Annotated in this window: 24 protein-coding genes; 12 read left to right on the top strand and 12 right to left on the bottom strand. The window is 71.2% G+C overall.

Annotated features, from left to right (window positions below; translation table 11 throughout):
* Window positions 1-55: 55 nt before the first annotated feature.
* Both NL115_RS07485 and NL115_RS07490 read left to right on the top strand, forming a co-directional pair.
* On the top strand, window positions 56-832 hold the full coding sequence (locus NL115_RS07485; RefSeq protein ID WP_254832554.1) for a coenzyme F420-0:L-glutamate ligase: 777 nt from the start codon (window positions 56-58) through the stop codon (window positions 830-832).
* Window positions 833-910: 78 nt separating this feature from the next.
* Window positions 911-1,930, top strand: a complete 1,020-nt coding sequence (locus NL115_RS07490) for a 5,10-methylenetetrahydromethanopterin reductase (RefSeq protein WP_254832555.1) — start codon at window positions 911-913, stop codon at window positions 1,928-1,930.
* Between the two features lie 32 nt (window positions 1,931-1,962).
* On the opposite strand, the gene NL115_RS07495 is transcribed toward NL115_RS07490, so the two are convergent.
* Window positions 1,963-2,181: a choline transporter-like family protein gene (locus NL115_RS07495; protein ID WP_254832556.1), complete on the bottom strand. Its 219-nt coding sequence runs from the start codon at window positions 2,179-2,181 to the stop codon at window positions 1,963-1,965.
* A gap of 102 nt (window positions 2,182-2,283) precedes the next feature.
* On the opposite strand from NL115_RS07495, the gene NL115_RS07500 reads away from it, so the two are divergent.
* The 5 genes from NL115_RS07500 (at window position 2,284) to yciH (ending at window position 7,557) form a co-directional block, all read left to right on the top strand.
* Entirely contained in the window at window positions 2,284-2,628 is a 345-nt protein-coding gene (locus tag NL115_RS07500; protein ID WP_254832557.1) for a DUF7573 domain-containing protein, read from the top strand.
* A 204-nt stretch (window positions 2,629-2,832) separates the two neighbouring features.
* The gene (locus tag NL115_RS07505; RefSeq protein ID WP_254832558.1) at window positions 2,833-3,798 is read left to right on the top strand and encodes an AAA family ATPase; all 966 of its coding nucleotides are present in this window, start codon (window positions 2,833-2,835) and stop codon (window positions 3,796-3,798) included.
* Window position 3,799: 1 nt separating this feature from the next.
* Window positions 3,800-4,873, top strand: coding sequence for a DUF58 domain-containing protein (locus tag NL115_RS07510; RefSeq protein ID WP_254832559.1), 1,074 nt, complete (start codon window positions 3,800-3,802; stop codon window positions 4,871-4,873).
* Window positions 4,870-7,155, top strand: a complete 2,286-nt coding sequence (locus NL115_RS07515) for a transglutaminase TgpA family protein (protein WP_254832560.1) — start codon at window positions 4,870-4,872, stop codon at window positions 7,153-7,155. The genes NL115_RS07510 and NL115_RS07515 overlap by 4 nt, the downstream gene beginning before the upstream one ends.
* Window positions 7,156-7,263: 108 nt before the next feature.
* Entirely contained in the window at window positions 7,264-7,557 is a 294-nt protein-coding gene (yciH, locus tag NL115_RS07520; protein ID WP_254832561.1) for a stress response translation initiation inhibitor YciH, read from the top strand.
* 40 nt (window positions 7,558-7,597) lie between these two features.
* On the opposite strand, the gene NL115_RS07525 is transcribed toward yciH, so the two are convergent.
* On the bottom strand, window positions 7,598-8,263 hold the full coding sequence (locus tag NL115_RS07525) for a helix-turn-helix domain-containing protein (protein ID WP_254832562.1): 666 nt from the start codon (window positions 8,261-8,263) through the stop codon (window positions 7,598-7,600).
* 88 nt (window positions 8,264-8,351) lie between these two features.
* On the opposite strand from NL115_RS07525, the gene NL115_RS07530 reads away from it, so the two are divergent.
* Entirely contained in the window at window positions 8,352-9,770 is a 1,419-nt protein-coding gene (locus NL115_RS07530; protein ID WP_254832563.1) for a cytochrome P450, read from the top strand.
* A 37-nt stretch (window positions 9,771-9,807) separates the two neighbouring features.
* On the top strand, window positions 9,808-10,128 hold the full coding sequence (locus NL115_RS07535) for a hypothetical protein (protein ID WP_254832564.1): 321 nt from the start codon (window positions 9,808-9,810) through the stop codon (window positions 10,126-10,128).
* A 20-nt stretch (window positions 10,129-10,148) separates the two neighbouring features.
* Here NL115_RS07535 and NL115_RS07540 read toward each other — a convergent pair whose 3' ends face one another.
* Window positions 10,149-10,523 carry a rhodanese-like domain-containing protein gene (locus tag NL115_RS07540; RefSeq protein ID WP_254832565.1) on the bottom strand — a complete coding sequence of 125 codons (375 nt, stop codon included), beginning with the start codon at window positions 10,521-10,523 and terminating at the stop codon, window positions 10,149-10,151.
* Window positions 10,524-10,686: 163 nt separating this feature from the next.
* On the opposite strand from NL115_RS07540, the gene NL115_RS07545 reads away from it, so the two are divergent.
* Window positions 10,687-12,084, top strand: a complete 1,398-nt coding sequence (locus tag NL115_RS07545) for an MFS transporter (protein WP_254832566.1) — start codon at window positions 10,687-10,689, stop codon at window positions 12,082-12,084.
* A gap of 66 nt (window positions 12,085-12,150) precedes the next feature.
* Here the strand turns inward: NL115_RS07545 and NL115_RS07550 are convergent, their stop codons facing one another.
* Entirely contained in the window at window positions 12,151-12,957 is an 807-nt protein-coding gene (locus tag NL115_RS07550; protein WP_254832567.1) for an ABC transporter permease subunit, read from the bottom strand.
* Window positions 12,954-13,874, bottom strand: coding sequence for an ABC transporter ATP-binding protein (locus NL115_RS07555; RefSeq protein WP_254832568.1), 921 nt, complete (start codon window positions 13,872-13,874; stop codon window positions 12,954-12,956). Before NL115_RS07555 ends, NL115_RS07550 begins: the two co-directional genes overlap by 4 nt.
* Window positions 13,875-14,032: 158 nt before the next feature.
* Between NL115_RS07555 and NL115_RS07560 the strand changes: the two genes are divergently transcribed.
* Window positions 14,033-14,893 carry a hypothetical protein gene (locus NL115_RS07560; protein ID WP_254832569.1) on the top strand — a complete coding sequence of 287 codons (861 nt, stop codon included), beginning with the start codon at window positions 14,033-14,035 and terminating at the stop codon, window positions 14,891-14,893.
* A 33-nt stretch (window positions 14,894-14,926) separates the two neighbouring features.
* On the opposite strand, the gene NL115_RS07565 is transcribed toward NL115_RS07560, so the two are convergent.
* The 6 genes from NL115_RS07565 to NL115_RS07590 all read right to left on the bottom strand — a co-directional run bounded on the left by NL115_RS07565 (window position 14,927) and on the right by NL115_RS07590 (window position 19,462).
* Window positions 14,927-15,520 carry an NUDIX hydrolase gene (locus tag NL115_RS07565; protein WP_254832570.1) on the bottom strand — a complete coding sequence of 198 codons (594 nt, stop codon included), beginning with the start codon at window positions 15,518-15,520 and terminating at the stop codon, window positions 14,927-14,929.
* A complete protein-coding gene (locus NL115_RS07570) occupies window positions 15,517-16,029 on the bottom strand; it encodes a hypothetical protein (RefSeq protein WP_254832571.1) in 513 nt (170 codons plus the stop codon). Before NL115_RS07570 ends, NL115_RS07565 begins: the two co-directional genes overlap by 4 nt.
* Complete coding sequence (locus tag NL115_RS07575) at window positions 16,026-16,598, bottom strand: DUF5809 family protein (protein ID WP_254832572.1); 573 nt, start codon at window positions 16,596-16,598, stop codon at window positions 16,026-16,028. The genes NL115_RS07570 and NL115_RS07575 overlap by 4 nt, the downstream gene beginning before the upstream one ends.
* Before the next feature lie 122 nt (window positions 16,599-16,720).
* Window positions 16,721-16,999: a hypothetical protein gene (locus NL115_RS07580; RefSeq protein ID WP_254832573.1), complete on the bottom strand. Its 279-nt coding sequence runs from the start codon at window positions 16,997-16,999 to the stop codon at window positions 16,721-16,723.
* A gap of 2 nt (window positions 17,000-17,001) precedes the next feature.
* Window positions 17,002-18,036, bottom strand: a complete 1,035-nt coding sequence (locus NL115_RS07585) for a cytochrome d ubiquinol oxidase subunit II (RefSeq protein ID WP_254832574.1) — start codon at window positions 18,034-18,036, stop codon at window positions 17,002-17,004.
* The gene (locus NL115_RS07590; RefSeq protein ID WP_254832575.1) at window positions 18,029-19,462 is read right to left on the bottom strand and encodes a cytochrome ubiquinol oxidase subunit I; all 1,434 of its coding nucleotides are present in this window, start codon (window positions 19,460-19,462) and stop codon (window positions 18,029-18,031) included. The genes NL115_RS07585 and NL115_RS07590 overlap by 8 nt, the downstream gene beginning before the upstream one ends.
* Window positions 19,463-19,688: 226 nt before the next feature.
* Between NL115_RS07590 and NL115_RS07595 the strand changes: the two genes are divergently transcribed.
* Window positions 19,689-21,512, top strand: coding sequence for a cbb3-type cytochrome c oxidase subunit I (locus NL115_RS07595; protein ID WP_254832576.1), 1,824 nt, complete (start codon window positions 19,689-19,691; stop codon window positions 21,510-21,512).
* Window positions 21,513-21,693: 181 nt separating this feature from the next.
* Here NL115_RS07595 and NL115_RS07600 read toward each other — a convergent pair whose 3' ends face one another.
* On the bottom strand, window positions 21,694-23,133 hold the full coding sequence (locus NL115_RS07600) for an outer membrane protein assembly factor BamB family protein (protein ID WP_254832577.1): 1,440 nt from the start codon (window positions 23,131-23,133) through the stop codon (window positions 21,694-21,696).
* Window positions 23,134-23,180: the final 47 nt, after the last annotated feature.

Here is a 23,180-nt window from a genome sequence, read left to right on the forward strand (position 1 = left end):
CGATTCGCCGGTATCGACGCCCCTTATGTGTGCCCGCCACCGAATACGACCACACATGGAGGTGTTCGCGGTCGAGGGACTGCCGGAGATACGCGAGGGCGACGACCTCGCCGCGCTCGTCGACGAGCAGGTCGACCTCCGGCCCGAGGACGTGGTCTGTGTCGCCAGCACGGTCGTCTCGAAGGCCGAGGGCCGCACCGCGTCGCTCGACGAGTTCCCGCCGAGCGACCGGGCCCGGCGCATCGCCGAGCGCCTCGGCGACATCCAGGGCGAGGAGAAGGACCCGCGCTTCGCGGAGGCCGTCCTCGCGGAGAGCGAGGAACTGCTCCTCGAAGCGCCGTTCATCCTCGCGGTCACGCAGTTCGGCCACATCACCGTGAACGCCGGTATCGACCGCTCGAACGTGCCGAACGCGGACCTGCTGTTGCTGCCGGAGGCGCCCAGCGCGAGCGCCGCGGCGCTCCGGGAGTCGCTCCCGGCCGACCGCGTCGTCGTCACGGACACGTCGGGGCGGCCGTTCCGCTACGGCCAGCGCGGGGTCGCGGTGGGGTGGGCCGGCCTGCCCGCCTCGCGGGACTGGCGTGGCGAGCACGACCGTGACGGCCGGGAACTCGAGGCGACGGTGCAGTCCGTCGTCGACGAACTCGCGGCGGCCGCCAACCTCGTGACCGGCGAGGGCGCGGGCGGGACGCCGGTCGCGGTGGTCCGGGACTTCGAGTTCGGCGACCACGCCGGCTCGGAGAACCTGTTCCGCTCGGCGGACGACGACGTGGTCCGCCAGGCGCTCCGCGCGTGGACCTTCGGCGGCGACTCGCACGACACGGACGCCTGACGATATTACTCGAAAACACCCGAACCACGGCACGAATCTATCGGAGATATCGAAAACACCGCCAACCCATCGAAAACCATGCTCGGAATCGAACTCACGCCGGAACATCCGGTCGACCGCATCGCCGACCTCGGCGTCCGCGCGGCGGACGCCGGGTTCGACACCGCCTTCGTCTCCTCGCACTTCTTCAACCGCGACCCGTTCGTCGCCTGCGACCGCCTCGCCCGCGCGACCGACATCCGGGTCGGTCCGGGCATCATCAACCCGTACGAGACCCACCCCGTCACCCTCGCTGCGCGCGTCGCGAGCCTCGACGAGGCCAGCGGCGGCCGCGCGGTGTACGGCGTCGGTCCGGGCGACCCCTCCGCGCTGCGCTCGCTCGGGCTCGACGAGGAGCGGGGCCTCCGCTCGGTGCTGGAGGCGTTCTCCGTCGCCCGCGACCTCTGGAGCGGCGAGACCGTCGACCACGACGGCACCTTCGAGGCCAGCGGCGCGGGCCTGAAGTTCGAGCCCCCGCAGGGGGGCGACATCCCGGTCTACGTGGGCGGCGAGGGCCCGCACATGTGCCGGATGGCCGGCAAGCACGCCGACGGCCTGCTGTTCAACGGCTCGCACCCGGACGACCTCGCGTGGGCCCGCGACCGCGTCGACGAGGGTGCCGGGGACCGCCCCGCAACGGCCGACGGCCGTGAGGACCGGCCCGACGAGCGGGGCGACGTGGACCTCGCGGCGTACGCCAGCATCTCCGTCGCCGAGGACGCCGACGCCGCCCGTGAACTGGCCGTCCAGCCGGTCGCGTTCATCGCCGCCGGCGCCGCGCCGCCGGTGCTCGACCGGCACGGTCTCGACGGTGACCGCGCCGAGCGCATCGGCGAGCACCTTTCGGCCGGCGACTTCTCCGCCGCCTTCGACGAGGTGACGCCCGCGATGGTCGACGCGTTCTGCATGGCCGGCACGCCCGAGACGGTGGCCGAGCGGATGGCCGGCGTTCTCGAGCACGCCGACTCGCTCGTGGTGGGCTCGCCGCTCGGTCCGGACCTCGAGACCGCCATCGAGCTGGCCGGCGCGGCCGCTCGCGAGGCGGGAATCCGGGAGTAGCTGGCGCGCGGAGAACGGACCCTCTCGCCGGTTCAGTTGCGCTCCTCGCCCCCCGGCGGGGAGCGGCCGCCGGGCACGAGCTGGCCCAGCTGCTCGACGACGGCGCCCAGCGAGAGGTAGCCCAGCATCGCCGAGGACCCACCGACGAACAGCGCGCCCAGCAGGACGAGTACGAGCGTGATGGGGTCGGAAAGGACGTTGTTCACGACGAGGTCGATGGCCTCCGCGGGCGTGATTCCGGTCTCTGCCATGTCCGCCCCTTCGACGCTCGGACCTTCAGTCTGTCCGTTGCCGGCCCGTAGCGGGGCGCCGGGCACCGTCAGGGCTAACGCCCCCGCGCCCCTCCCCCCGGTATGACCCGCGACGCCTCGCTCGACGAGTTCCTCGGTGGCGGGGACGGGGAGAGCGGGGGCGAAGCGACCGAGGACGAGGGGGCAGCGACCGAGCCAGCCAGCCCGGCCGAGGAGCCACCGGTCGACGGGGCCGAGGAGTCGGCGGACGCCACCGAGAGCGACGACCCACCAGCCGATGCCGAAGGCGAGGAGGACCCGCCGCTCGCACCCGCCGCCGTCGACCCGGCGCACTCGACCTACGACTGGTCGCCCGACGGCGCCGACTGCGCCGACTGCGGCGAGACCGCCGAGGTACGCTGGCACGACGAGCCGGGGCTGGTCTGTGCGGACTGCAAGGTGTGGTAGCCACCGTGCCGTGTCGGCCCGGCCGACGACCACCGGCTATATACCCCTCAATACGTCCACAGCGAGTGCCCACACCCAGCAGAGTTACAAGCGTCCCGACCGTCCCTGTGGCACAATGACAGTCGGGGAGCCATCGAGCGAGCGGCCCCGTGGGGACGGGCAAGACACTTACCGCAACCGCCACCAGCGCTTCGCGAGGTCCCCATGAGCGAGTCACCCTCCACTGCCGACACCCCGCTCGATGCCGAGCCGAGCGTGGAGTCGGCCGGCGACACCGCCCGTGCGGTCATCGATAACGTCGAACAGGTCATCGTCGGGCACCACGACGCCATCGAGCACCTCATCTGTGCCTTCCTCGGTCGGGGCCACGTCCTGCTGGAGGACGTGCCCGGCGTCGGGAAGACGATGCTGGCGCGCTCGGTCGCGCGGTCGTTCGAGTGTGATTTCAAGCGCGTCCAGTTCACGCCCGACCTCCTGCCCACGGACATCACGGGGGTCAACATCTACAACCAGCAGACCGGCGAGTTCGAGTTCCGCCCGGGCCCCATCTTCGCCAACGTCGTCCTGGGTGACGAGATCAACCGGGCACCCCCCAAGACCCAGTCGGCGCTGCTGGAGGCGATGGAGGAGGACCAGGTCACCGTCGACGGCGAGTCGTACCCCGTCCCGTCGCCGTTCACGGTCGTCGCGACGCAGAACAGCGTCGAGCGCGACCGCACCTACGACCTGCCCGCGGCCGAGCTGGACCGGTTCATGGTCCAGCTCTCGCTGGGCTACCCCGACGAGGCCGACGAGGCCGCCCTCCTCGGACAGATCGTCGGCGACCACCCCATCGAGGAGCTCCAGCCGGTCGCGACGACCGATGACCTGCTCGCGGCCCGGGAGGCGACCGCCCAGGTCGCCGTCGAGAAACCCCTCCGCGAGTACGTCACGCGCCTGGCGCGCTACACCCGCGAGCACGCGCAGCTGGGCGTGAGCCCCCGCGGCGCCATCTCGCTGCTGCGCGCGGGCCAGGCCCGCGCCGTCCTCGACGGCCGCGACTACGTCGTCCCGGACGACGTACAGGCCGAGGCCCAGGTCGTGATGGCCCACCGCATCCGGCGGAGCGCCGGCGAGGGGACGGGCACCGAGCTCGTCGCCGAGGCGCTGGATGCCGTTGCGGTCGAGTGAGATGCGCCCGACACGACGCGGCATCGCGGCGCTGGCCCTCGGTATCGGCGCGCTGGGTTTCGGTCTCAGGTTCGGTATCACGGGCCTGAACGCGTTCGTCGTCCCCGTGGTCGTCGGCTACGCGGTCGGCGCCGTCCAGCTGTACCGGGCGCCGACGCCGACCGTCGAGCGCTCCACGCCACAGCCCGGCTTCCCCGGCGCCCGCCGGACCATCACCGTCGATGTCGAGTCGGCGGTCCCGCTCGACCTCTGCGAGCGCGTGCCCGACCGTGTCAGGGTCGCCGACGCCACCGTCGTCAGCCCGGACGGCCGCGAGCGCCGGGACGCGGCCACCGTCACCGACGCGGGTGCGACCGTCTCGCTCCCGGGCGATGCCATCGTCCGCCTGCACTGTGACCTCGTCGGGCGGGGGGTCCACGACCTGGGCCCGGCGACCGTTCGGGTCCGGGACTCGCTGGGGCTGCTCGTCGCCGAGACCGAACTCGCTGGAAGCGAGCCTATCGTGGTCTACCCGGACGTGGCGGCCCTGACGAACAGCGGGCCCCTCACCGGCCTCGTGGAGAAGGCGACCGCCGACGACCGGACCGCCTTCGACGAGGTCCGCGAGTACGTCCCCGGCGACCCGCTCCGCGACGTGAACTGGAAGGTGTCGGCGAAACAGGCCGAGGGTGACCTCGTCGTCACGGAGTGGGCCGCCGACCAGGAGGGCGGTATCACCGTCGCCGGCGAGGCCGGCCCCGAGTACGTCGACGAGATGGCGGCCGCCGTCGGCTCCATCGCCACGCACCTGCTCGACGCGGACCTCATCATCGGTGTCCGGGTGCCGGGCGGCGAGGTCGACGACGAGCGTGGTGAGACCGCCCGCAACCGTATCCTCGAACTGCTCGCCCGGACGGGCGCTGGCGCCGTCGACGAGGACGCCGAGGTCCTCGTCCGCGCCGGGGCCGACGGTACGACCGTCACCGTCGGCGGTCGGACGGTCCCGTTCGAACGGCTCGCCGGCGCTCCGACCGAGCACACCGACGAAACGCCGGACCGGTCGGTCACCGGTCGCATCCGGGAGGTCGTCTCATGAGCACGGGCACCAGCACGAGCCGGTCCGCGAACGTAGACGACGCGGCCTCGGGCCTGGCCCGGGTCGTGCCCGAGCTGGACCCCGTCCGGCTGCTGGCGCTCGCCAGCGTGGCAGCGCTGCTCGGGACCTTCCTGTCGGTCCTCTACCGGGTCTCCGACGTGGCCGGCGACGTGACGCTGTTCCTGGCCGTCGCGGCCGGGACGCTCGTCGCCGCCACCGTCGTCGCCCGGCTCGTTCCCGAGGGTATCGCCGTCGCCCTCGCCGCGGTCCTGCTGGTGGTCGGTGCGTACGCGTACGTCACGCAGCTCCCCCGGGACGTGGCGGCGATGCCGACGCTCCTGCTGCTCGTCAGCGACGGCATCGAACTGCTGACCGGGCTCTCGGTCCTCCGAATCGTCAACGTGGGGCTGTGGGCGCTGGCAGCGACGCCGGCGCCGACGTTCGTGGCGTGGTATCTGGCGCTCCGGCGGCGCTACGTCGCCGCGGTCGTCGTCGGCGGGGCGATGCTCACGTTGTTCATCCTGACGGGAGACGCGAGCGGTGCGCTCGCGCTCCTGGGGGTGGTCGCGGCCGCCGGGGCCGTCGGCTTCGGCGACCTCGAACTGCGCGGAGGTGACCTCGCGACCGCCGAGACGGTCGCGGTCGTCCTCGCCGCGATGGTGACGGCGGCGCTGCTGGTGAGCGTCGTCCCGGCCGCGGGGTCGGACCCACTCGACCTCGGCACCGGCGGCGACGACCAGACCGTCGAGTCGAGCCTCACCACCGCCGGCGACAGCGTCAGCATCCTCGGCTCCATCCGGCTCTCACCGGAGGTCCGGTTCACCGTCACCAGTTCCGAGCCGACCTACTGGCGCGTCGGCTCCTACGACCGCTACACCGGGGGCGGCTGGGTCCGGACGGGTGCGGACCGCTCGTACGACGGGCGCCTCTCAGGCCCGATCGGGCAGAGCCGGACGGTCCGCCAGCGCTACACGGTCGAGTCCGAGCTTCAGGTGCTGCCGGCGGCGTGGAAGCCCACGCGGGTCGCGGACGCGCCTGTCTCGCTCGTCGAGTTGCCGGGCGGTGGCGTGGGGCCGGACGGGACGCTCTCGCCCGGTGACACGTACACCGTCGAATCCGAGCGCCCGGTCGCGAGCGCCCGCGAACTCCGCGAGTCCGGCACGAACTACCCGGGCCCCATCGAGGAGCGCTACACGCAGCTCCCGTCGACGACGCCCGACCGCGTCGGCGAGCGGACCGCGCGCATCACTGCCAACGCGGAGAACCCGTACGATACGGCCCGCGTCATCGAGCGGTGGCTGGAGAACAACCGCGAGTACTCGCTCAGCGTCGACCGCCCCCGCGGCGATATCGCCGACGCGTTCCTCTTCGAGATGGAGCAGGGGTACTGCACCTACTACGCCACGACGATGGTGACGATGCTCCGGTCGCAGGGCATCCCGGCACGGCTGGCGGTCGGCTACACGCCCGGCCAGCAGGTCGCCCAGGACAGGTGGGTCGCACGAGGGCTCGACTCGCACGCCTGGGTCGAGGTCTACTTCCCCGACCAGGGCTGGGTCCGGTTCGACCCGACGCCCGCCGCCCCGCGCGAGGCGGCCGAGCGCCAGCGCGTCCAGCAGGCCCGCCAGGCCAACGGAACCGGCGGTGTCGACACGAACGAGTCGCGCAACCGGACGTTCACCCCGACGCCGACCCCGACGCCGGACACGCCGACGCCTGGTAACCCGAACCCCGGCGTGACCCCGACGCCGACCCCGACCACACCGACCACGAACGGCACGACGAACGGGACCAACACCACCTCCAGCGGCCCCGGATTCGGTGACGGTGCGGACATCGCCTCGCCCGGCGGTGGCGGTGACGAGGGCGGCGGTGGTATCCCGCAGCCCACTCGCGAGCAGACGGCGCTCGGCCTGGTCGTCCTCGCGGGTGTCGCCGCCGGCGTCCACCGGTCGGGTGCCCACTCCCGGCTCTACCGTGAGATTCGGCTCCGCTACCAGCCTCGGACGGACGACCCCGCACGGGACGTGGCGCAGGCGTTCGACCGACTGGAACACCTCGGCAGGAAGGCCGATGCCGCCCGGCGGCCGGGTGAGACGGCCCGCGAGTTCGCCGCCCGCGTCGGCGCCGTCGGCGTGAGCGGCACGCCGGACGAGCGGGCCCGCCGCCTGGCGACGCTCCACGAGCGGGCCCGGTACGGCGGTGGGGTCACCGTCGAGGAAGCCGACGAGGCCGTCGCGCTCGCCGACGAGCTGGTGAGCGACCGTCCACCCATCTCCTGACTCCCTCCAGCCGGATTCCAGCGGTCTCGGCGGCTCTCGATGTTCGTCCACCGTCGGTCGGCCTCCCGACAGGATTTAATATCGGTCCCCCACTACACCCGTCCTGTAATGTCGGAAGTCTGCTCGACGTGCGGGCTCCCTGAGGAACTCTGCGTCTGCGAGGACGTGGCCAAGGAGTCTCAGGAGATCAATATCCGCATCGACGAGCGCCGATACGGTAAGGAGGTAACGGTCATCGAGGGGTTCGACCCGAAGGACGTCGACCTGGACAGCCTGTCCAGCGATCTGAAGTCGAAGTTCGCCTGCGGCGGTACCGTCGAGGACGGTTCCATCGAACTCCAGGGCAACCACACCGGACGCGTGGAGGACTTCCTCCGCGACAAGGGATTCAACGTTGCCTGAGACCTGACCGCACGTCGAGCACCCCACGTGGGGTGACTTCTCACTCGCCGACAACGCGCCCGACCAGCCGCGCCTCCGCCTTCCGCAGGTGGGTCGCGGCCGTCGACTCGGCCACGCCGAGCGCGTCGGCCACGTCCGCGACGCTCCCCTCGCGCGGCACCTCGTAGTAGCCGGCCTCCCACGCAGCGGTCAGCGCCTCGCGCTGGCGGCCCGTCAGGTCGCCGCCGCCGATACGGCCGGCTCGCGAGGGGCCGGGGCGGGACTCGACCCCGTCGATGTCGACCTGGACACGCTCGTCGGCCTCCATCGTCCCGACCACGGCCTCCAGCGGCTCTGCCTCACCGACGACGGTCAGTCGCATCGTCCGGTCCGGCCGGAACGCAACCGGCGGCACCAGCACGACCCCGCCGAGGTCGAACGCGTCGTAGAACACCTCGTCGGCCGGGCGCGGCGTCTCCCGGACGTAGGCGTAGCACCCCCCTGCCGCCGGGACGAGGTCGTAGAACTCGACCTGGTCGGTATCGGCCAGCAACGCCTCGTACGCCTCGTGGTCACCCTCGATGTAGAACAGGAGCGCTGCCAGGTCACCCTCCGGGTTCGCCTGGAACAGCAGCTCGCGCTCGATCGGCGCCCCCTCGCAGATCGCCCGGTGGACCGGATGCAGCGCCTCGTCGCCGAGACGGACCGTGAGATGGAGGCAGTTCATGCGCGCCCGTCCGTCCGCGACGCACTTGAACACGCTAGTGTGTCCACGGCAACGGCGAGGTGTCGCTCGTCCCAACCTTCGCGTGTCCATGAGTACGATGCGCCCTCCAGGCTCGGACGGCTGGCCGGCCGTCGGACAGAGCCTCGCGTTCGCCCGGGACCCGTTCGGCTTCTACAGCCGGATGGGACGGTACGGCGACGTGGTCCGGACCCACGTCTTCGGCCACGTCGTCTACCAGGTCCGCCATCCGGAACCGGTCCGGACGGTGCTGGTCGAGGACCACGCCCGCTACGAGAAAAGCGAGATCCTGCAGGAGTCCGCCGAGGAACTGGTACCGACCGGGCTGGTCACGCTCGACGGCGAGCAGTGGCAGCGGGTCCGGGGACTGGTCCAGCCGGCGTTCTACCGCGAGCAGGTCGAACGCTACGACGACGCGATGCGGGCCGCGACCGAGCGCGCGAGCGCCGGCTGGACCGACGGCGAGCGGCTCGCGGTCGCCGACGAGATGCGGTCGCTCACCCTCGACGTGCTCTCGCAGGCCATGTTCGGCGGCGACGTGGGCGGCCCGGGGCCCGACGACCCCATCGACCGGGCGACCCGGGCCATCAACGACCGGTTCGATGTCTCCTCGCCCTCGCGGTTCCTCCCGCCGTGGGTCCCGACGCCGACCAACCGGCGCTACCAGCGCGCCGTCGCGGCGTTCGACGACACCATCGAGACCCTCATCGCCCAGCGGCGTGACCGCGCGGACCCCGGCGAGGACCTGCTCGGGATGCTGGTGGCCGCCGGCGACGCCGGCCTCACGGACGAGGAGCTGCGCGACCAGCTGTTCACCTTCCTGTTCGCCGGCCACGAGACCTCCTCGATGGCGCTGACCTACGCCTGGCTCCTGCTGGCCTCGAACCCCGACCGCCGGCGCCGGCTGGAGCAGGAGGTCGACGCGCTCGACGGGGCGCCCGACGCCCGCGCGGTCCGTGACGGCCTGCCGTACACGGAGGCGGTCGTCCGGGAGGCACTCCGGCGCTACCCGCCGGTGTTCGTCCTCTTCCGCCAGCCCATCGAGGACGTCGACCTGTACGGCTACCACATCCCCGAGGGGACGGACCTCTCCATCCCCGTCATCGAACTCCACCGGGACGACCGGTGGTGGGATGCTCCCGACGCCTTCCGCCCGGAGCGGTGGCTGGTCCCCGCCGAGGCGTCCGACCTCGGCGACGATTTCGTGCCCGACGCCGCTGCGACCCGCGACCCCGCGACCGACGACCTGCGGGTCCTGGCGGACCCGCCGGGGCGCCCGGAGTACGCCTACTGCCCGTTCGGGGGCGGCCCACGGACCTGCATCGGCAACCGGTTCGCGATGCTCGAACTACAGCTGGCACTCGCCACGCTCGCCCGCGACTGGCGGTTCGACCTCGCGCCCGACCAGTCGGCCGACCCGGACCTCCGGATGTCCGTCACGCTCCAGCCCAGCGACCCCATCGAGCTGGTCGCCCGGCGGCGGGACTGAGCGCGCTCTTTATCCGGGCTCCCCGTCTCGTCCGACCATGGACGAGCCCTCCACCGACCCGTCCGGGAGCGGCATCGACGCCGCCCCCTCCACAGACGAACAGTACATCGTCGTCCGCCGTGCCGTCGAGGACGCCCTCTGGTCCGTCCTCGGGACCGCCGTCTACGCCGTCTTCCTCGCGGTCCTGTTCGTCGTCGGCCTCGCGATGACCGCCGGCGGCCTCTTCGCCGCCGACCAGTCGGGCGGCCTGACGCTGCTGCTGGTCGGCGCGGCTCTGTTCGCCGGCGCCGGCATCGAACTCGCGCGGACGTTCGGGCTGTTTCCGTCGGTCAGGCGGCGGTCGACGGCCGAGGAGTAGTCCCGCGGTCCGGCCCGCGCTCAGAACGGGGCCTCGGGCCCCTCGTCCTGCTCCCCGGTCTCTCCGCCGTCCGCCGCGGCCGTCTCCAGCCCGTATCGCTCCTGCCACCCGGTGACGCCGTCGGCCATCGACTCGACGCGGCCGTCGAACCCCTCGTAGGAGGCGACGAGCCGGGCAGCCTGCACGCTGGCCTCGCCGTGCGGGCAGACCGTCACGACGTGGTCGGCGCCGGCCAGTTCCTCGATACGGCCCGTCAGCTCCCGGAACGGGATGTTCTCGCTGTTCGGCAGGCGCCCCCGTCGGAACGCGTCGGCCGACCTGATGTCCACGACGCGTACGTCTGTGCCCGATTCGAGGAGGTCGTGGAGCTCCTCGGCGGATATCTCGTCGTCCATACCCCGAGGGAGCAGTTCAGCGAGGATAAATCCACGGCGACACGCGCCGGACAGCGCCGCGCTGCTACACATGGGGGCTCACTCTCATGCCCATCCTCCCCCCGTCCTCACCAGTCGCCCGGCACCCGGCAGCCACAAGTGCGGTCCGGACCCACGCCGGGTCGTGTCTCAATCCCGGGCCGCGACCGTCGCCGAGGCCGCCGCCGAGGGGGTCTCTCGCCGTCGCGCGCTGCTGACGGTGCTCGGGGTCGTCTTCATCGACCTGCTCGGGTTCGGCGTCATCATCCCGGTCCTGCCGTTCTACGTCCGGAGCTTCGGGGTGAGCGACGTGTTCATCGGGCTGCTCGCGGCGTCGTACTCGCTGACGCAGTTCGTCTTCGCGCCCCTGCTGGGCCGCCTGTCGGACGAGCGCGGCCGCCGCCCGGTGCTGATGCTGTCGCTGGCCGGGAGCGCCGTCGCGTGGGTGGTCTTCGGCCTCGGCGAGCAACTGCAGGGCCCCTTCGGCACGGCCGGCGCGCTGGGGGCCCTGTTCGCCGCCCGGATGCTGGCCGGCGCGATGGGCGGCAACATCGCCACCGCACAGGCGTACATCACCGACATCACGCCGAAGGCCGAGCGGGCGAGCGCGCTGGGACTCGTCGGCGCGACGTTCGCGCTGGGGTTCGTCTTCGGTCCCGCGCTCGGCGGTGCCGTCGCCAGCGACCCCGCGGTCGCCCTCGCACGGCGTGTGCTGCCCGGGTTCGTCCCGGCGACGGTGTTCTCGCTGCCGAGTTTCCTCGCGGCGACGCTGTCCCTGCTCGCGCTGCTCGCGGCGGCGCGCTTCCTCCCGGAGCCGAACCGACAGCGCGGGACCGCGCGGCGGGAGCGTGGCCTCGTCTCGCAGTTCCGCGAGGCGCTGGCCGACAGCGACCTCCGGCCGCTCGTCCTCGTCTTCCTCGTCACCTCGGTCGCGTTCTCCGGCGTACAGGTCGCGTTCATCCCCTTCGTCGCGGACATCTACGGCTACGACGCGGCCGCGGCCGGCCTCCTGCTCACCTACATCGGCGTGCTCGGTGCCATCAACCAGGGGGTCGTCGTGCGTGCGCTCTCGCGGCGCTTCGCCGACACCCGCCTCGCCGTCGGCGGCGCGGCTCTCCTGCTGGTGGCGCTGGCGCTCCTCCCGTTCGCGCCCGAACTCGGCCGGACGCTCCTCTCCGGCATCGCAGGCGCGGTCCCCGTCGTCGGGCCGGAACTGCTCGCGTTACTGGGCGTCCTCGCGCTGCTCTCGGCCGGGAACGGACTGCTGAACGTCGGCATCACGGCGATGGTGTCGGCGGCGGCCGACGAGTCCGCACAGGGGAGCGCCTTCGGCGTCACGCAGGGGGCCGGCAGCCTCGGCCGGACGCTGGGCCCGCCGGCGATGACTGCCATCTACGTGCTCTACTACTGGGCACCGTTCCTCGCGGGGGCCGTGCTCACCGTCGGAGTCCTGGGCGCGCTGGTCGCGGTCGCGCGCCGGTCGGACGCCTTCGAGACCATCCCGCCCGGGTCCGACTCCGACTCGGGTCCCGAGCGGCTGTAGCTCCCCCCATCGGCGACCTGTCGGCCCGGGCCAGGGCCGCCCGTGGCCACCGGCTCGTGCCCGCGTTCAGAGGTCCGCCCGCTCGAACCGGGCGACCCCGACCGCCAGCGGCACGACCGTCCAGGCGACCAGCACGAGGCCGGCGGCGAGTGGCCCGGCGGTGACGACCGGCGGCGGCGCGGCGGTCGGCAGCAGGGCCGCGACGAGGTTCCGGTAGGCCTCGGTGGGGACGGTCTGGGCGAACGCGACTGCCCACCCCGGCTGCGGGCCGGTCGGTGCCTGGAGCCCGTTCGCGACGAACCGGACGGCGGTCGGGATGGAGCCCCAGAAGGCTAGGAGCGTGAGGTAGGTCACCGCCGCGATGATGGTCGCGCGGCCGCGGGTCGACATCGATGCCGAGAGCCCGACGGCGAGTCCGGCGACGGACACTCCGAGCGCGAGCGCGAGGAGGTAGCCACCCAGCGTGTACACCGGGTCCGGCACCCCGACGACGGCGAGGTAGGCCACGGTCGCGACGAGGTAGCCGGCGGTCACCAGCAGCGCCGTGAACGCGGCGCGACCCAGGAACGTGCCGAGCACGAACGCCCGGCGGGAGTGTGGTGGTGCCAGCAGCAGCCGGATCTCGCCCGTCTCGCGCGGCCCCGCGATTCGGTCGTAGCCGAACTGGAGCGCCGCCAGCGGGAGGAACAGGAAGACGACGCCCTCAAGCTGGCGCAGCAGCCCCGGCGCCCGCGCGCCGGTCCCCCCGCCTCTGGTCAGGGCGACCGGGCCGCCGAAGAACACGACGAACAGTAGCAGCACGGGCCACACGGACCGCGACCGGAACGGGTCGCGGAGGTCCCGCTCGACGACGGCGCGCAGGCGGCCACTCATGCGAGTCCCCCCTCCTCGCCCTCGGTGTAGGCCGCGAACAGTTCCTCCAGCGAGGCCTCCTCCGTCCGGATGTCGACCACCTCGGCGCCGTCGTGGCGGGCCGCGTCGACGACCGCTGCCTTCCGGTCCGGCGGGCAGGACGCCGAGACGCTCGCCCCGTCGGCGCGCACGTCGTGCACGCCGTCGACCTCCCGGACGGCCGCGACGGCCGCCTCCGAGGGGGTGTCCAGCGTCACGGTCAGCCGGCCGACCGAGCCGACGCGCTCGCGGAGCCCGTCCAGCGAGTCGCTGGCCACCAGCTCCCCGCCCGAGAGGATGCCGACGCGGTCACAGACCGCGGCCACCTGCTCGAGGATGTGCGAGGAGAAGAAGACGGTCGCGCCGCGCTCGTTCTCCTCACGGACGATCTCGCGCATCCGGCGGGCACCGTTGGGGTCCAGCCCGGTCGAGGGCTCGTCGAGGATGAGCAGGTCGGGTTCGCCGACCAGGGCACAGGCCAGCAGCAGCCGCTGGCGCATCCCCTTCGAGAACCCGCCGACCGGCCGGTCCGCATCGAGAGCGATACCGACGCGGTCCAGCAGCGCCAGCGGGTTCTCGTCGCTTCCCTTCGAGTCGACGACGTACCGGACGTGCTGGCGGGCGGTCACGTGGCCGGTCAGGCTGGTCGCGTCCGGCAGGATGCCGGTCCGGGCGTGGACAGCCGTCGGCTCCGCCTGGGCGTCGTGGCCGAAGACCGAGACGCTGCCGGCCGACGGCCGGACGTAGTCGAGGAGGATGTCGATGGTCGTCGACTTCCCGGCACCGTTCGGCCCGAGGAAGCCGTACACCTCGCCCCGTTCGACCGTGAACGAGACGTCATCGAGCGCCCGGACGTCGCCGAAGCGCTTCGAGACCGCGTCTAGCTGGAGGGCTGGCATCTGACTGGTCGTTCAGCGCGCGGGGTCTTGAAAACGGGGCCTGAGCCGCCGCGAGGACCGAGCGCCAGCCTGCGCGAGCGCCCGAGAACGATGCCGACGGGCGACAGCCCCGTATCTTTTTTACTTACCTGTCTGCATATACAGGAAGTCCGGGAACGATGGTCCGACGCTCGAAGGTCCTGCTCGCACTGGTCGTGCTGGTCGTGGCTGCCAGTATCAGCCTCGCGTATGCGGGTCTGCTCGCCCCGCTCGTCTCCCCCGCCGACCTGCCGGGGCCACCACCTGCCGCTATCGCGGGCGTCATCGGAACGGTCCTCCTCGGCGCGCTGGTGTCGTCCGTGCTCGACAGGAGAGCGTGGCGTGAGATGGGGAGCCAGGCCGGTCTGACCGCCGGCGGTGGCCCCCAGTTCGCCACCGGTCCGCCCGACGAGAGCGACAAGGCCACGCTCACCGGCACCGTCGACGGCCGGGCGGTCCGGGCACGCACCTACAGCACCGGTGGCGGGCAGAACCAGTCCAGCAGGACCTACACGGTGGTCGAGGCCGAGCTCGGAACGCCCGTCGAGTGGCACGCTTCGTTCGGCGTCGTGGGGGCGGCCGAGGCGCCAGACGACCCCGGCATCGACGCCGCGAAGAGCCAGGTGGTCGACGGTGTGGGTGTGCGAGGCGACATCCCCGAGGACGTCGCCAGGTCGGTCCTCGGGCAGGAGGCCGAGGACGCCGTAACGGACCTCGCGGGCCCGGTGTCCGTCGGCGACGTGACTGACAACGTCGTCGGTGACATGCTCGACGAACTCGACGGCGAGGCGGACGGCCTCGCGGGGTCGGTCGCGAAGGGGATGTTGAACATGTCGAGCGACGGCGAGGACGGCCCCTCCCGGACGGTCCAGTACCGCGACCGGGGACTGCTCACCGACGCGGAGGAACTCCGGCGTCGCATCGACGCCGTCACCACCGTCGCCGACGCCGTCGACGACGCCAGCACGGCTGCCGGACGGCCGAACGCCGCCCCGGAGTGACCCTGTCTCCCCGTCTCCGGTCTCCGCGGTCGGCTACAGCAAGCCCTCTTCGCGCGCCAGCAGCACGCCCTCCATCGTCGCGTCGTTGGCTGGGTCGCTCCGCGCCACGTCCAGCGCCTCGTCGACGGGGACCGCGTGGACGTTGATGAACTCGTTGCCGTCGAGTTTCCGCTCGACCGGCTCCAGCCCCTCCGCCCAGACGATGCCGCGTTCGTGGCGCAGCACGCCCGTCGAGCAGCCGAACGACTCCAGCAGGGCCATCCCCGACGGCGCGAATCCGGTCTCCTCGGCCAGTTCGCGCGCCCCGGCCTCGGTGTAGCTCTCGCCGTCCTCGACGATGCCGGCCGGGAGTTCGAGACAGAGTTCGCGGATGGTCGGGCGGTACTGCTCGACCATGAGGAGCGAGCCGTCGGCGACCGCCACCACGACGACCGCGGGCGGCAGCTCCGCCCAGTAGTACCTCTTCGTCGAGCCGTCGGGCTGCTCGACGAGGTCGTACCCGCCCGTGTACCAGCCGGTCTCGTACTCGGCGACCGACTCGATGACCGGCCAGTCGTGGGTCGCGGGGTCGTGGTCCGTGATGGGCTGCTCGCGCCCACCGCTCGCGTCGTCGGGGTCGTCGCTCATCCGGCTCCCTCCGCGCGTGATGTCGCATCGCCGGCTGGTCCCGGCCTCACCACCCGACTCGTGGTCGCGTCGGTCCCGGCTCCGCCGACCGACCCCGGCGCCTGCGTAATCTCGACCCGATAGCTGGTCCCGTTCCGCGAGAGGTAGACGCTGGTGTCGTTGCCCGCCGTGACCGTGGCGTTCGGGTGGTCCCGCGTGAGCGCCTCGAACTCGTCGAACGGGGAGTGCGTGAACCCCTCCTTGACGCCGAACGGCCCCCGCCAGTACGGGTCCGAGCGGCCCGTCTCGTTCGCGTTCCCGGCAGCGGCCGTGACGGCGTCCGTCGTGAAACGGTAACGCTGCGCCGAGAGGTTCGTGGTGTTCACGCTCTCGTTCGGCGCCTCGTCGGCCGTCGCGACCACGTAGTACGGGTCGCCGCTCTTCAGGTAGGCGGGGAGCGCCCCGAGCGCCAGCAGCAGCACCACGACCGCGAGGATGACCAGGATGGTGTTCCGGGTGATTCGCCTCACTGCGTGTTCTCCTCGGCTTCGGCGGCCGCGTCGGTCTCGTCCTCGGTGCCATCCTCGTCCTCGTCCTCCGGCGGCTCTGCGGTGTGGGCGCCCGTCTCGACGGGGTCGGCGTGGATAACATCACGGTAGACGCGGCCGAAGACGGTCCGGCGGAGCGTCGCCGTCGCGGCCGCGGGTTCGTCCTGGAACGTCGCGGCCACGGCGACCGGCGTCACGCCCTCGTCGCCGGCGGCGCGGGTGGGCGGGCCGTCGGCCCCGAACGGGACGACGTGCCAGGCGACGTTGGGCACGTCGCCGCTCCCCATCACGCGAACGTCGCCGCCGAAGTCGGTGCGCCACGTCTCGAACGCCTCGCGGTCGCCGACCCGGACCTCCAGCAGTGACGCGAACAGCGCGTCCCGGGCCGTCGAGCGAACCTCCTCGGTGACGCGGTCGGCGTACTCCTCGCGGTCGAAGCCCATCGCTTTGGCCGTCTCGCGGGTGACCGTCCGGGCCGCCCCGGCGAGGTCGGCGTACGAGCGGCGCGCCTCGGTCGCCGACTCCGGCGCGAGTTGCCCCTCGGTGTGCATACCTCCCGGTACGGGGCTTTCGCAGGTAGGCGTTCCCCTTCCGGTCGTCGAAGGGCGCCCGGGCGTCGGGCGAGGCGACCGCGCCTCGGCCTCACACAGAATCGAGGAGGAAGCCCACGGCTCTATCTGTGGGAGGAATCCGACGCCAGCCGTGCCGTCACCAGCCGGTCGACGTTGTACAGGAGGACCGCCACGGAGGCGAGCATCGTGGCGAGGTAGACGATGAGCTGTGGCGGGCCGTTCGCCACGCTGCCGAGGGCCGTCCCGACGCCGCCGACGGCGAGGAGTCCGACCCAGGTGACGATGATCCGAGAGAGCAGGAGCGAGCGGTCCGCGTTCCCCTGCTGGGTGTCCGTGGACTCGTTCTCGGTGTCGCCTTCCACGGTGGATTCGGCAGCCACGGTCAGTACCCCTCCGTCGGCTGTGCTGGGCCGCTGAACGCGCTGTAGAGGACGATGAAGTAGCTCGTGATGAGCGGCAGCAGTATCGCCGCGCCGATGGACATAAGATTGAGGGGGAGCGTCGAGATGATGGCCGCCTCGACCGTCAGCCCGCTCGCGGGGTCGATTGCGGGATACAGCAGTAGCGCGACGGCCGCGACGAGGCCGTAGGTGAGCCCGCCGCTGAGTCCGAGCGCGAGGTGGTCGCGGTCGCGCCGGAGCGCCATCACGTACCCGGTCGCGAGGGCGACCGAGAGACCGACCAGCGCCAGCACCGGGAGCGACGTGACGCCCGTCCGTATTCGGGCGGACACCAGCGCCAGGCTGGCGAGCGACGCGACCACGAGGACGAGATAGGCGACGACCGCGGCCTCGCCGTACTGACGGATGTCGGTCCGGAGCGCTCCGCGGCTCTTCAGCCGGAGGAAGGCGACGCCCGAGACCACCGTGAGCGCGACGACGGTCAGGCCGACGACGACGGCGTGCAGCGTCAGCGAGCGCTCCGAGCCCAGAACCCAGTTCCCCACGAATGCACCGAGCAGGAACGGCGCCAGCACGCTCCCGACCACGAACGCGCGGCCCCACCACCGCTGCCAGGCATCGTCGTGACGCTGCTCGTACATCTCCGGGGCGAGCCCGCGGACGATGAGCGCGCCGAGGATACCGAACATCAGCAGGTAGTGGCGGCTGAACAGGTCGGCGTACACCCGTGGGAACGCCGCGAACAGTGTCCCGCCGAAGACGACCAGCCACACCTCGTTGCCGTCCCAGAACGGGCCGATGGCGGCGAGGATGGTCTCGCGCTCCGCGTCGTCGTCCCGGGTCGCGAACACGGCCCCGGCCCCGAAGTCGAACCCGTCGAGGAACAGGAACGTCGCGAGGATGGCGAACAGGAGCGCGAACCAGAGCTCCGGGAGCGGCAGGCCGAACAGCGGCCCGTCGGCCAGCGAGGCCACGATGGGCGTCGCTGCGAGCACTCCGGCCACCGCCTCAGTCATCGCCGGCCCCCACTGTCGGAGGCTCCTCGGGACCGAGCTCGGGGGTCGGCGTCTCCAGCTCATCGTTCCCCGGCGGCCCTTCCCGAACGATTCGTGCGATGACGTAGGTGTACAGCACGAGCAACAGCGTGTACACCAGTGCGAACCCGGCGAGCGTGAGGGTCGCCTCGGCGCCGGTCAGCCCGGGCGAGACTCCGTCGCTCGTCTTCATCACGCCCTGGATGACCCATGGCTGGCGCCCGACCTCCGTCACCACCCAGCCGAGCTGGACGGCGAGGATGCCGAGCAGGCTGGAGCCCATCAGCGCCTTGTGCAGCAGGTCGTCCTCCAGCAGCTGCCCCCGCCACCAGCGGTAGCCGCCCCAGAAGGCCAGCAGGAGGAACCAGAATCCCATGCCGACCATCGCCCGGAACGACCAGAACACGAGCGCGACCGGTGGGGCCTCCGTCTCGAAGGTGTTCAGGCCGCGTATCTCGGCCTGTGGATCACCCCCGCTGGCGAGCCACGACGCGCCACCCGGGATGCCGAGGCCGAACAGCTCCTTGGCTCGCGGGTCCGTCAGGTCCTGGAGGTCGGTCGGGAACGCGACGATGTACTCGGGGACGTAGCTGTCGGTCTCCCAGACGGCCTCCATGGCGGCGAACTTCTGGGGCTGGGTCTCCGCGACGTGTCGCCCGTAGGCATCCCCGTGGAGCACCTGCAGCGGCGCCGTGATGAGTAGCGCTGCGATGCCGATCTTCATCGTCTTCTCCCAGAATCCGATCTCGACGACGGTGTAGTCCCAGATGTGGTGCCGGAAGACGTAGTACGCCCCGACGCCGGCCATGAACAGCGCGACCGACTCCACCGCGGCGTTCTGCATGTGGACGAACATCCAGGGGAACCGTGGGTTGGCGTAGGCTGCGAGCGGGTCCGTCAGGTGGATCACCCGTTGACCACCCTCCTGAACGACCTCGAACCCGCGGGGCGTCTGCATCCAGGAGTTGGCGATGAGGATCCACACTGCCGACAGCCACGTCCCCAGCCCGACGGCAATGCTGGAGACGAAGTACAGTGCGTCACCGACGCGCTCGCGACCGAAGACGAACACGCCGAGGAAGGTCGCCTCCAGCATGAACGCCATCATCCCCTCGATGGCGAGCGGACCGCCGAACAGCTCGCCCGCCGCGGTCGAGAACGCCGCGAAGTTCGTCCCGAACTCGAACTCCAGAACGATACCGGTGACGGTCCCGACGACGAAGCTCACCGCGAAGATCTTCGTCCAGAACCGGCGCAGTTGCTCGTACACGGGGTCGTCGCTCCGGATATCCTTCCAGGTGAAGTATATCAGGAACGGGGCGAGTCCCATGCTCATCACCGGGAAGATGATGTGGACGATGGTGGTGAGCGCGAACTGCAACCGACTCGCGAGGACGGGGTCGATCACGCGGGAACCCCCCCGGTTCGGGTCGAGCCGCTGACGAACCGTTCCATACACGCGCCTCCGTGCCCTGCAGGAATAGTCCGTCGCTTGGCGAGCGCCAAATCCCCGTTCTGTCTACCGATTCTCGTCAGCCGACAGGGGGAACGTGTCGAGGTCGGACCCTCACTGGCCACCCAGTTGTCGCTCGACAACCGAGCTAACTCGGAGATGTGGCCCCCACCCGGAACCGATGGCAGGCGAGCAACTCGCACTCACGGTACTGATGGGTGTTCTCCTGGTGGCCGTCGCCGGCTACCTCTCCCGGGTGACCGACTGGCGGGCGTACGCGCCCGGCCCGCTCCCGGTCGGCACGGGCACCGGGGGCGCCGCACACAGCGAGAAGCCCGGTGGTATCGTCCGCTGGCTGACGACCGTCGACCACAGGGACATCGGCATCCTCTATGCCGTCTACTCGGTCATCGCGTTCGCGTGGGCGGGGCTGGGGGTGCTGGTGATGCGCCTGGAACTGCTCACGCCGGCCCAGGACGTCATCAGCACGCAGTTCTACAACGGCCTGCTGACGAGCCACGGCATCACGATGCTGTTGCTGTTCGGGACGCCCGTCCTGGCGGCGTTCTCGAACTACTTCATCCCGTTGCTCATCGGGGCCGACGACATGGCGTTCCCCCGCATCAACGCCATCGCGTTCTGGCTGTTGCCGCCGGGAGCGTTGCTGGTGTGGGCGGGGTTCTTCCTCGGCCCCCTGACCGGGGGCGCCATCGGGCCCTCGCAGACCTCCTGGACGATGTACACGCCGCTGTCGGTCCAGCAGGCCAACCCCGGCGTGGACCTGATGATGCTCGGGCTCCACCTCACCGGCATCGCCGCCACCATGGGGGCGATCAACTTCATCGCGACCATCTTCGTCGAGCGCGACGAGTCCGTCAGCTGGGCGAACCTGGACATCTTCTCCTGGACCGTCCTCGTCCAGTCCGTCCAGATCCTGTTCGCCTTTCCGCTGCTGGGGTCGGTGTTCATCATGCTGCTGCTGGACCGGAACTTCGGCACGGCGTTCTTCGCCGTCGACGGCGGCTCACCCGTCCTCTACCAGCACCTGTTCTGGTTCTGGGGCCACCCCGAGGTGTACATCCTCATCCTGCCGGCGATGGGCATCGTCTCGTGGGTCCTGCCGAAGTTCTCGGGCCGGAAGCTGTTCGGCTTCAAGTTCGTCGTCTACTCCACCATCGCCATCGGTGTCCTGAGCTTCGGCGTCTGGGCCCACCACATGTTCTCGACGGGTATCGACCCGCGCATCCGGGCCTCGTTCATGGCCATCACGCTGGCCATCGCCATCCCGACGGCGGTGAAGGTATTCAACTGGATCACGACGATGTGGAACGGCAAGGTCCGGCTCACGGCGCCGATGCTGTTCTCCATCGGCTTCATCTCGAACGTCATCATCGGCGGCATCACGGGCGTCTTCCTCGCCGCCATCCCGGTCGACCTCGTGCTCCACGACACCTACTACGTCGTCGGGCACTTCCACTACTTCCTGATGGGCGGGACGGCGTTCGCGGTGTTCGCGGGTGTCTACTACTGGTTCCCGCTCGTGACGGGCCGGATGTACCAGCGCACGTTCGCGAAGTGGCACTTCTGGCTCACGATGCTCGGGGTCAACCTGACGTTCTTCGCGATGCTGTTGATGGGGTATCTCGGCATGCCGCGCCGGTACGCCACCTACCAGCTGGACGGCGCGATCGCGCCACTCGCCGAGCTGACGACGCTCCACCAGCTCGCCACCGTCGGCGCCTTCGTGCTGGCGTTCGCCCAGCTCGTCTGGCTCTGGAACATGGTCGAGTCCGCCCGCGAGGGGCCGCTCCTCGAATCACCCGACCCGTGGAATCTCAAGGACGACGGCATGTTCGGCCGTGACTTCCAGTGGCTGGAGGCCCAGCGTCTCGCTGCCGACGGCGGCGAGGTCACGGACGGGTCCTCGGCGGATGCCTCACGCGCTGATACCGCCGACGAGGCCGACACCGAGCCGACGCCGGCCGTCCGCCGCGTCGAAGGTTGACGAGGGAACGGGGACGGTCCATCTCCCTGCGCCACTCGGTACGGCGGCGACTCGCCGGTGATGAGGCCGGGGCGGGTGTCGCCGTCCCCGCGTCCTGGGAAACGCACCCCGCCCGGACAGGGCTACCCTGGACGACCGGGACGGAGCCCCCCAGAGTGGGCTCGCGGACGCGACGGCCGTCCTACAGTTCCTCCCCGCAGTCGGGGCAGAAGCTCTCGTCGCCGTCCAGTGTCGACCCGCAGCCGGGACACGTCTCGTCGTCGCCCAGCTCGGTCCCACAGTCGGGACAGAAGCTCTCGTCGCCGTCCAGTGTCGACCCGCAGCCGGGACACGTCTCGCCGTCGCCCAGCTCGGTCCCACAGTCGGGACAGAACTCCGCGGACCCGTCGACCGAGGCCCCACAGTCCGGACAGTCGGTCGCCGTCGCTGGCTTGCCGGTCCCACCGCTCTCGCGTGCGGCGTCGGCTGGCTCCAGCCGAGCGAGCCGTCCCCCCCGAACCACGAGACTGTCCTGAAGGGGGAGTACGTGACCGATTCGGAACCCCACCTCGTGCCGCCACTCCTCGGTCCCGTCGGCGAGCGACAGCCCGACGAGAACGTCCGACCCCCCGTCCGTCCGACCGAGGTACACTGTTTCACCCGCGATGGCGGGCTTCGAGTTGTGCTTGCCGTCGTAGTTCTCCCACAGTACGTCACCGTCGACGGCATCCAGCGCGAGGACACCTCCCGACGAGACGGCGAGCACGGTCCCGTCGGCGACGGCGACGGCCTTGGCCCCCGACTGCGAGATGGGTGTCCGCCACCGCTCGGTTCCGGTGACGGGGTCGTACGCGGTGACGTACTTCTCGAAGTCACCCCCGTGCCCGAGTGTGACGTACACACCCTGTGGCCCCACCGCGATACCGTCCGCGGCCGGCGAGTACACGTCGACACCGTCCAGTTCCGCCAGCGACGCCCGCCACATCTCGTCCCGTGACTCGAGGCCGACGACGACCCCGTCGACAAGGAGGAAGGCCAGCCCGTCATGGACCGCGAGGCGGGTGCCCGGGAGGTTCCACCCACCCGCGCCCTGTTCGTAGATACCGACGCCGCCCCCCTTACCGTCGCCGGCGTTCAGCCGCAGGATCTTCGTCTCCATTATCTCGTCCGACACCGCCGACTCGACGGTCGCAGCCGCGTACACGGTCTCCGATGTGGGGGCGACACTGGCCATGCTGTCCTCGTGGGGGCCGTCGTCGGTTTCCCATATCAGCCCGTCCGCTCTCCACGCGATCTGGTCCGCCTTCGGATTGATCGCCGTGACCACACCGTCGGCCGCGACGACGAGGAGCCGGCCGTCGGTTGCGAGTTCGTACACCGCCCCGAACTCGGCGCAGTCCAGCCGCCGAACACCCCTCCCATCCGAGAGGTCGTAGCCGACGATCTCGTAGACTGGATCCGGCGCGGCGTCCGTCTGCTCCAGCACGTACGCGACCCCGTCGAGGACGACCGGCGGCTCCGACCCCGGCCCCGACACCGGTACCTGCCACCGGGTCTCGAACGTCCCCGAGGCTTCGATTCCCCCCGCGACGGCCGCCGAACGCGACGGTCCTCCCCCTGCCATGGGGTACTGTGTGGGCATACCATGACCTCCGGCTCCTCCGTGTTAGTGGTTCGGAACAGGGGGGT

Origin of the sequence: Haloglomus salinum, from assembly GCF_024298825.1 — an archaeon.
GTDB lineage: Archaea > Halobacteriota > Halobacteria > Halobacteriales > Haloarculaceae > Haloglomus > Haloglomus salinum.

Bases quoted from the DNA above. Each gene is read 5' to 3' on its own strand.
- NL115_RS07485 (WP_254832554.1), top strand. From the start codon at position 56: ATGGAGGTGTTCGCGGTCGAGGGACTGCCGGAGATACGCGAGGGCGAC.
- NL115_RS07490 (WP_254832555.1), top strand. From the start codon at position 911: ATGCTCGGAATCGAACTCACGCCGGAACATCCGGTCGACCGCATCGCC.
- NL115_RS07495 (WP_254832556.1), bottom strand. From the start codon at position 2,181: ATGGCAGAGACCGGAATCACGCCCGCGGAGGCCATCGACCTCGTCGTG.
- NL115_RS07500 (WP_254832557.1), top strand. From the start codon at position 2,284: ATGACCCGCGACGCCTCGCTCGACGAGTTCCTCGGTGGCGGGGACGGG.
- NL115_RS07505 (WP_254832558.1), top strand. From the start codon at position 2,833: ATGAGCGAGTCACCCTCCACTGCCGACACCCCGCTCGATGCCGAGCCG.
- NL115_RS07510 (WP_254832559.1), top strand. From the start codon at position 3,800: ATGCGCCCGACACGACGCGGCATCGCGGCGCTGGCCCTCGGTATCGGC.
- NL115_RS07515 (WP_254832560.1), top strand. From the start codon at position 4,870: ATGAGCACGGGCACCAGCACGAGCCGGTCCGCGAACGTAGACGACGCG.
- yciH (WP_254832561.1), top strand. From the start codon at position 7,264: ATGTCGGAAGTCTGCTCGACGTGCGGGCTCCCTGAGGAACTCTGCGTC.
- NL115_RS07525 (WP_254832562.1), bottom strand. From the start codon at position 8,263: ATGAACTGCCTCCATCTCACGGTCCGTCTCGGCGACGAGGCGCTGCAT.
- NL115_RS07530 (WP_254832563.1), top strand. From the start codon at position 8,352: ATGAGTACGATGCGCCCTCCAGGCTCGGACGGCTGGCCGGCCGTCGGA.
- NL115_RS07535 (WP_254832564.1), top strand. From the start codon at position 9,808: ATGGACGAGCCCTCCACCGACCCGTCCGGGAGCGGCATCGACGCCGCC.
- NL115_RS07540 (WP_254832565.1), bottom strand. From the start codon at position 10,523: ATGGACGACGAGATATCCGCCGAGGAGCTCCACGACCTCCTCGAATCG.
- NL115_RS07550 (WP_254832567.1), bottom strand. From the start codon at position 12,957: ATGAGTGGCCGCCTGCGCGCCGTCGTCGAGCGGGACCTCCGCGACCCG.
- NL115_RS07555 (WP_254832568.1), bottom strand. From the start codon at position 13,874: ATGCCAGCCCTCCAGCTAGACGCGGTCTCGAAGCGCTTCGGCGACGTC.
- NL115_RS07560 (WP_254832569.1), top strand. From the start codon at position 14,033: ATGGTCCGACGCTCGAAGGTCCTGCTCGCACTGGTCGTGCTGGTCGTG.
- NL115_RS07565 (WP_254832570.1), bottom strand. From the start codon at position 15,520: ATGAGCGACGACCCCGACGACGCGAGCGGTGGGCGCGAGCAGCCCATC.
- NL115_RS07575 (WP_254832572.1), bottom strand. From the start codon at position 16,598: ATGCACACCGAGGGGCAACTCGCGCCGGAGTCGGCGACCGAGGCGCGC.
- NL115_RS07585 (WP_254832574.1), bottom strand. From the start codon at position 18,036: ATGACTGAGGCGGTGGCCGGAGTGCTCGCAGCGACGCCCATCGTGGCC.
- NL115_RS07595 (WP_254832576.1), top strand. From the start codon at position 19,689: ATGGCAGGCGAGCAACTCGCACTCACGGTACTGATGGGTGTTCTCCTG.
- NL115_RS07600 (WP_254832577.1), bottom strand. From the start codon at position 23,133: ATGCCCACACAGTACCCCATGGCAGGGGGAGGACCGTCGCGTTCGGCG.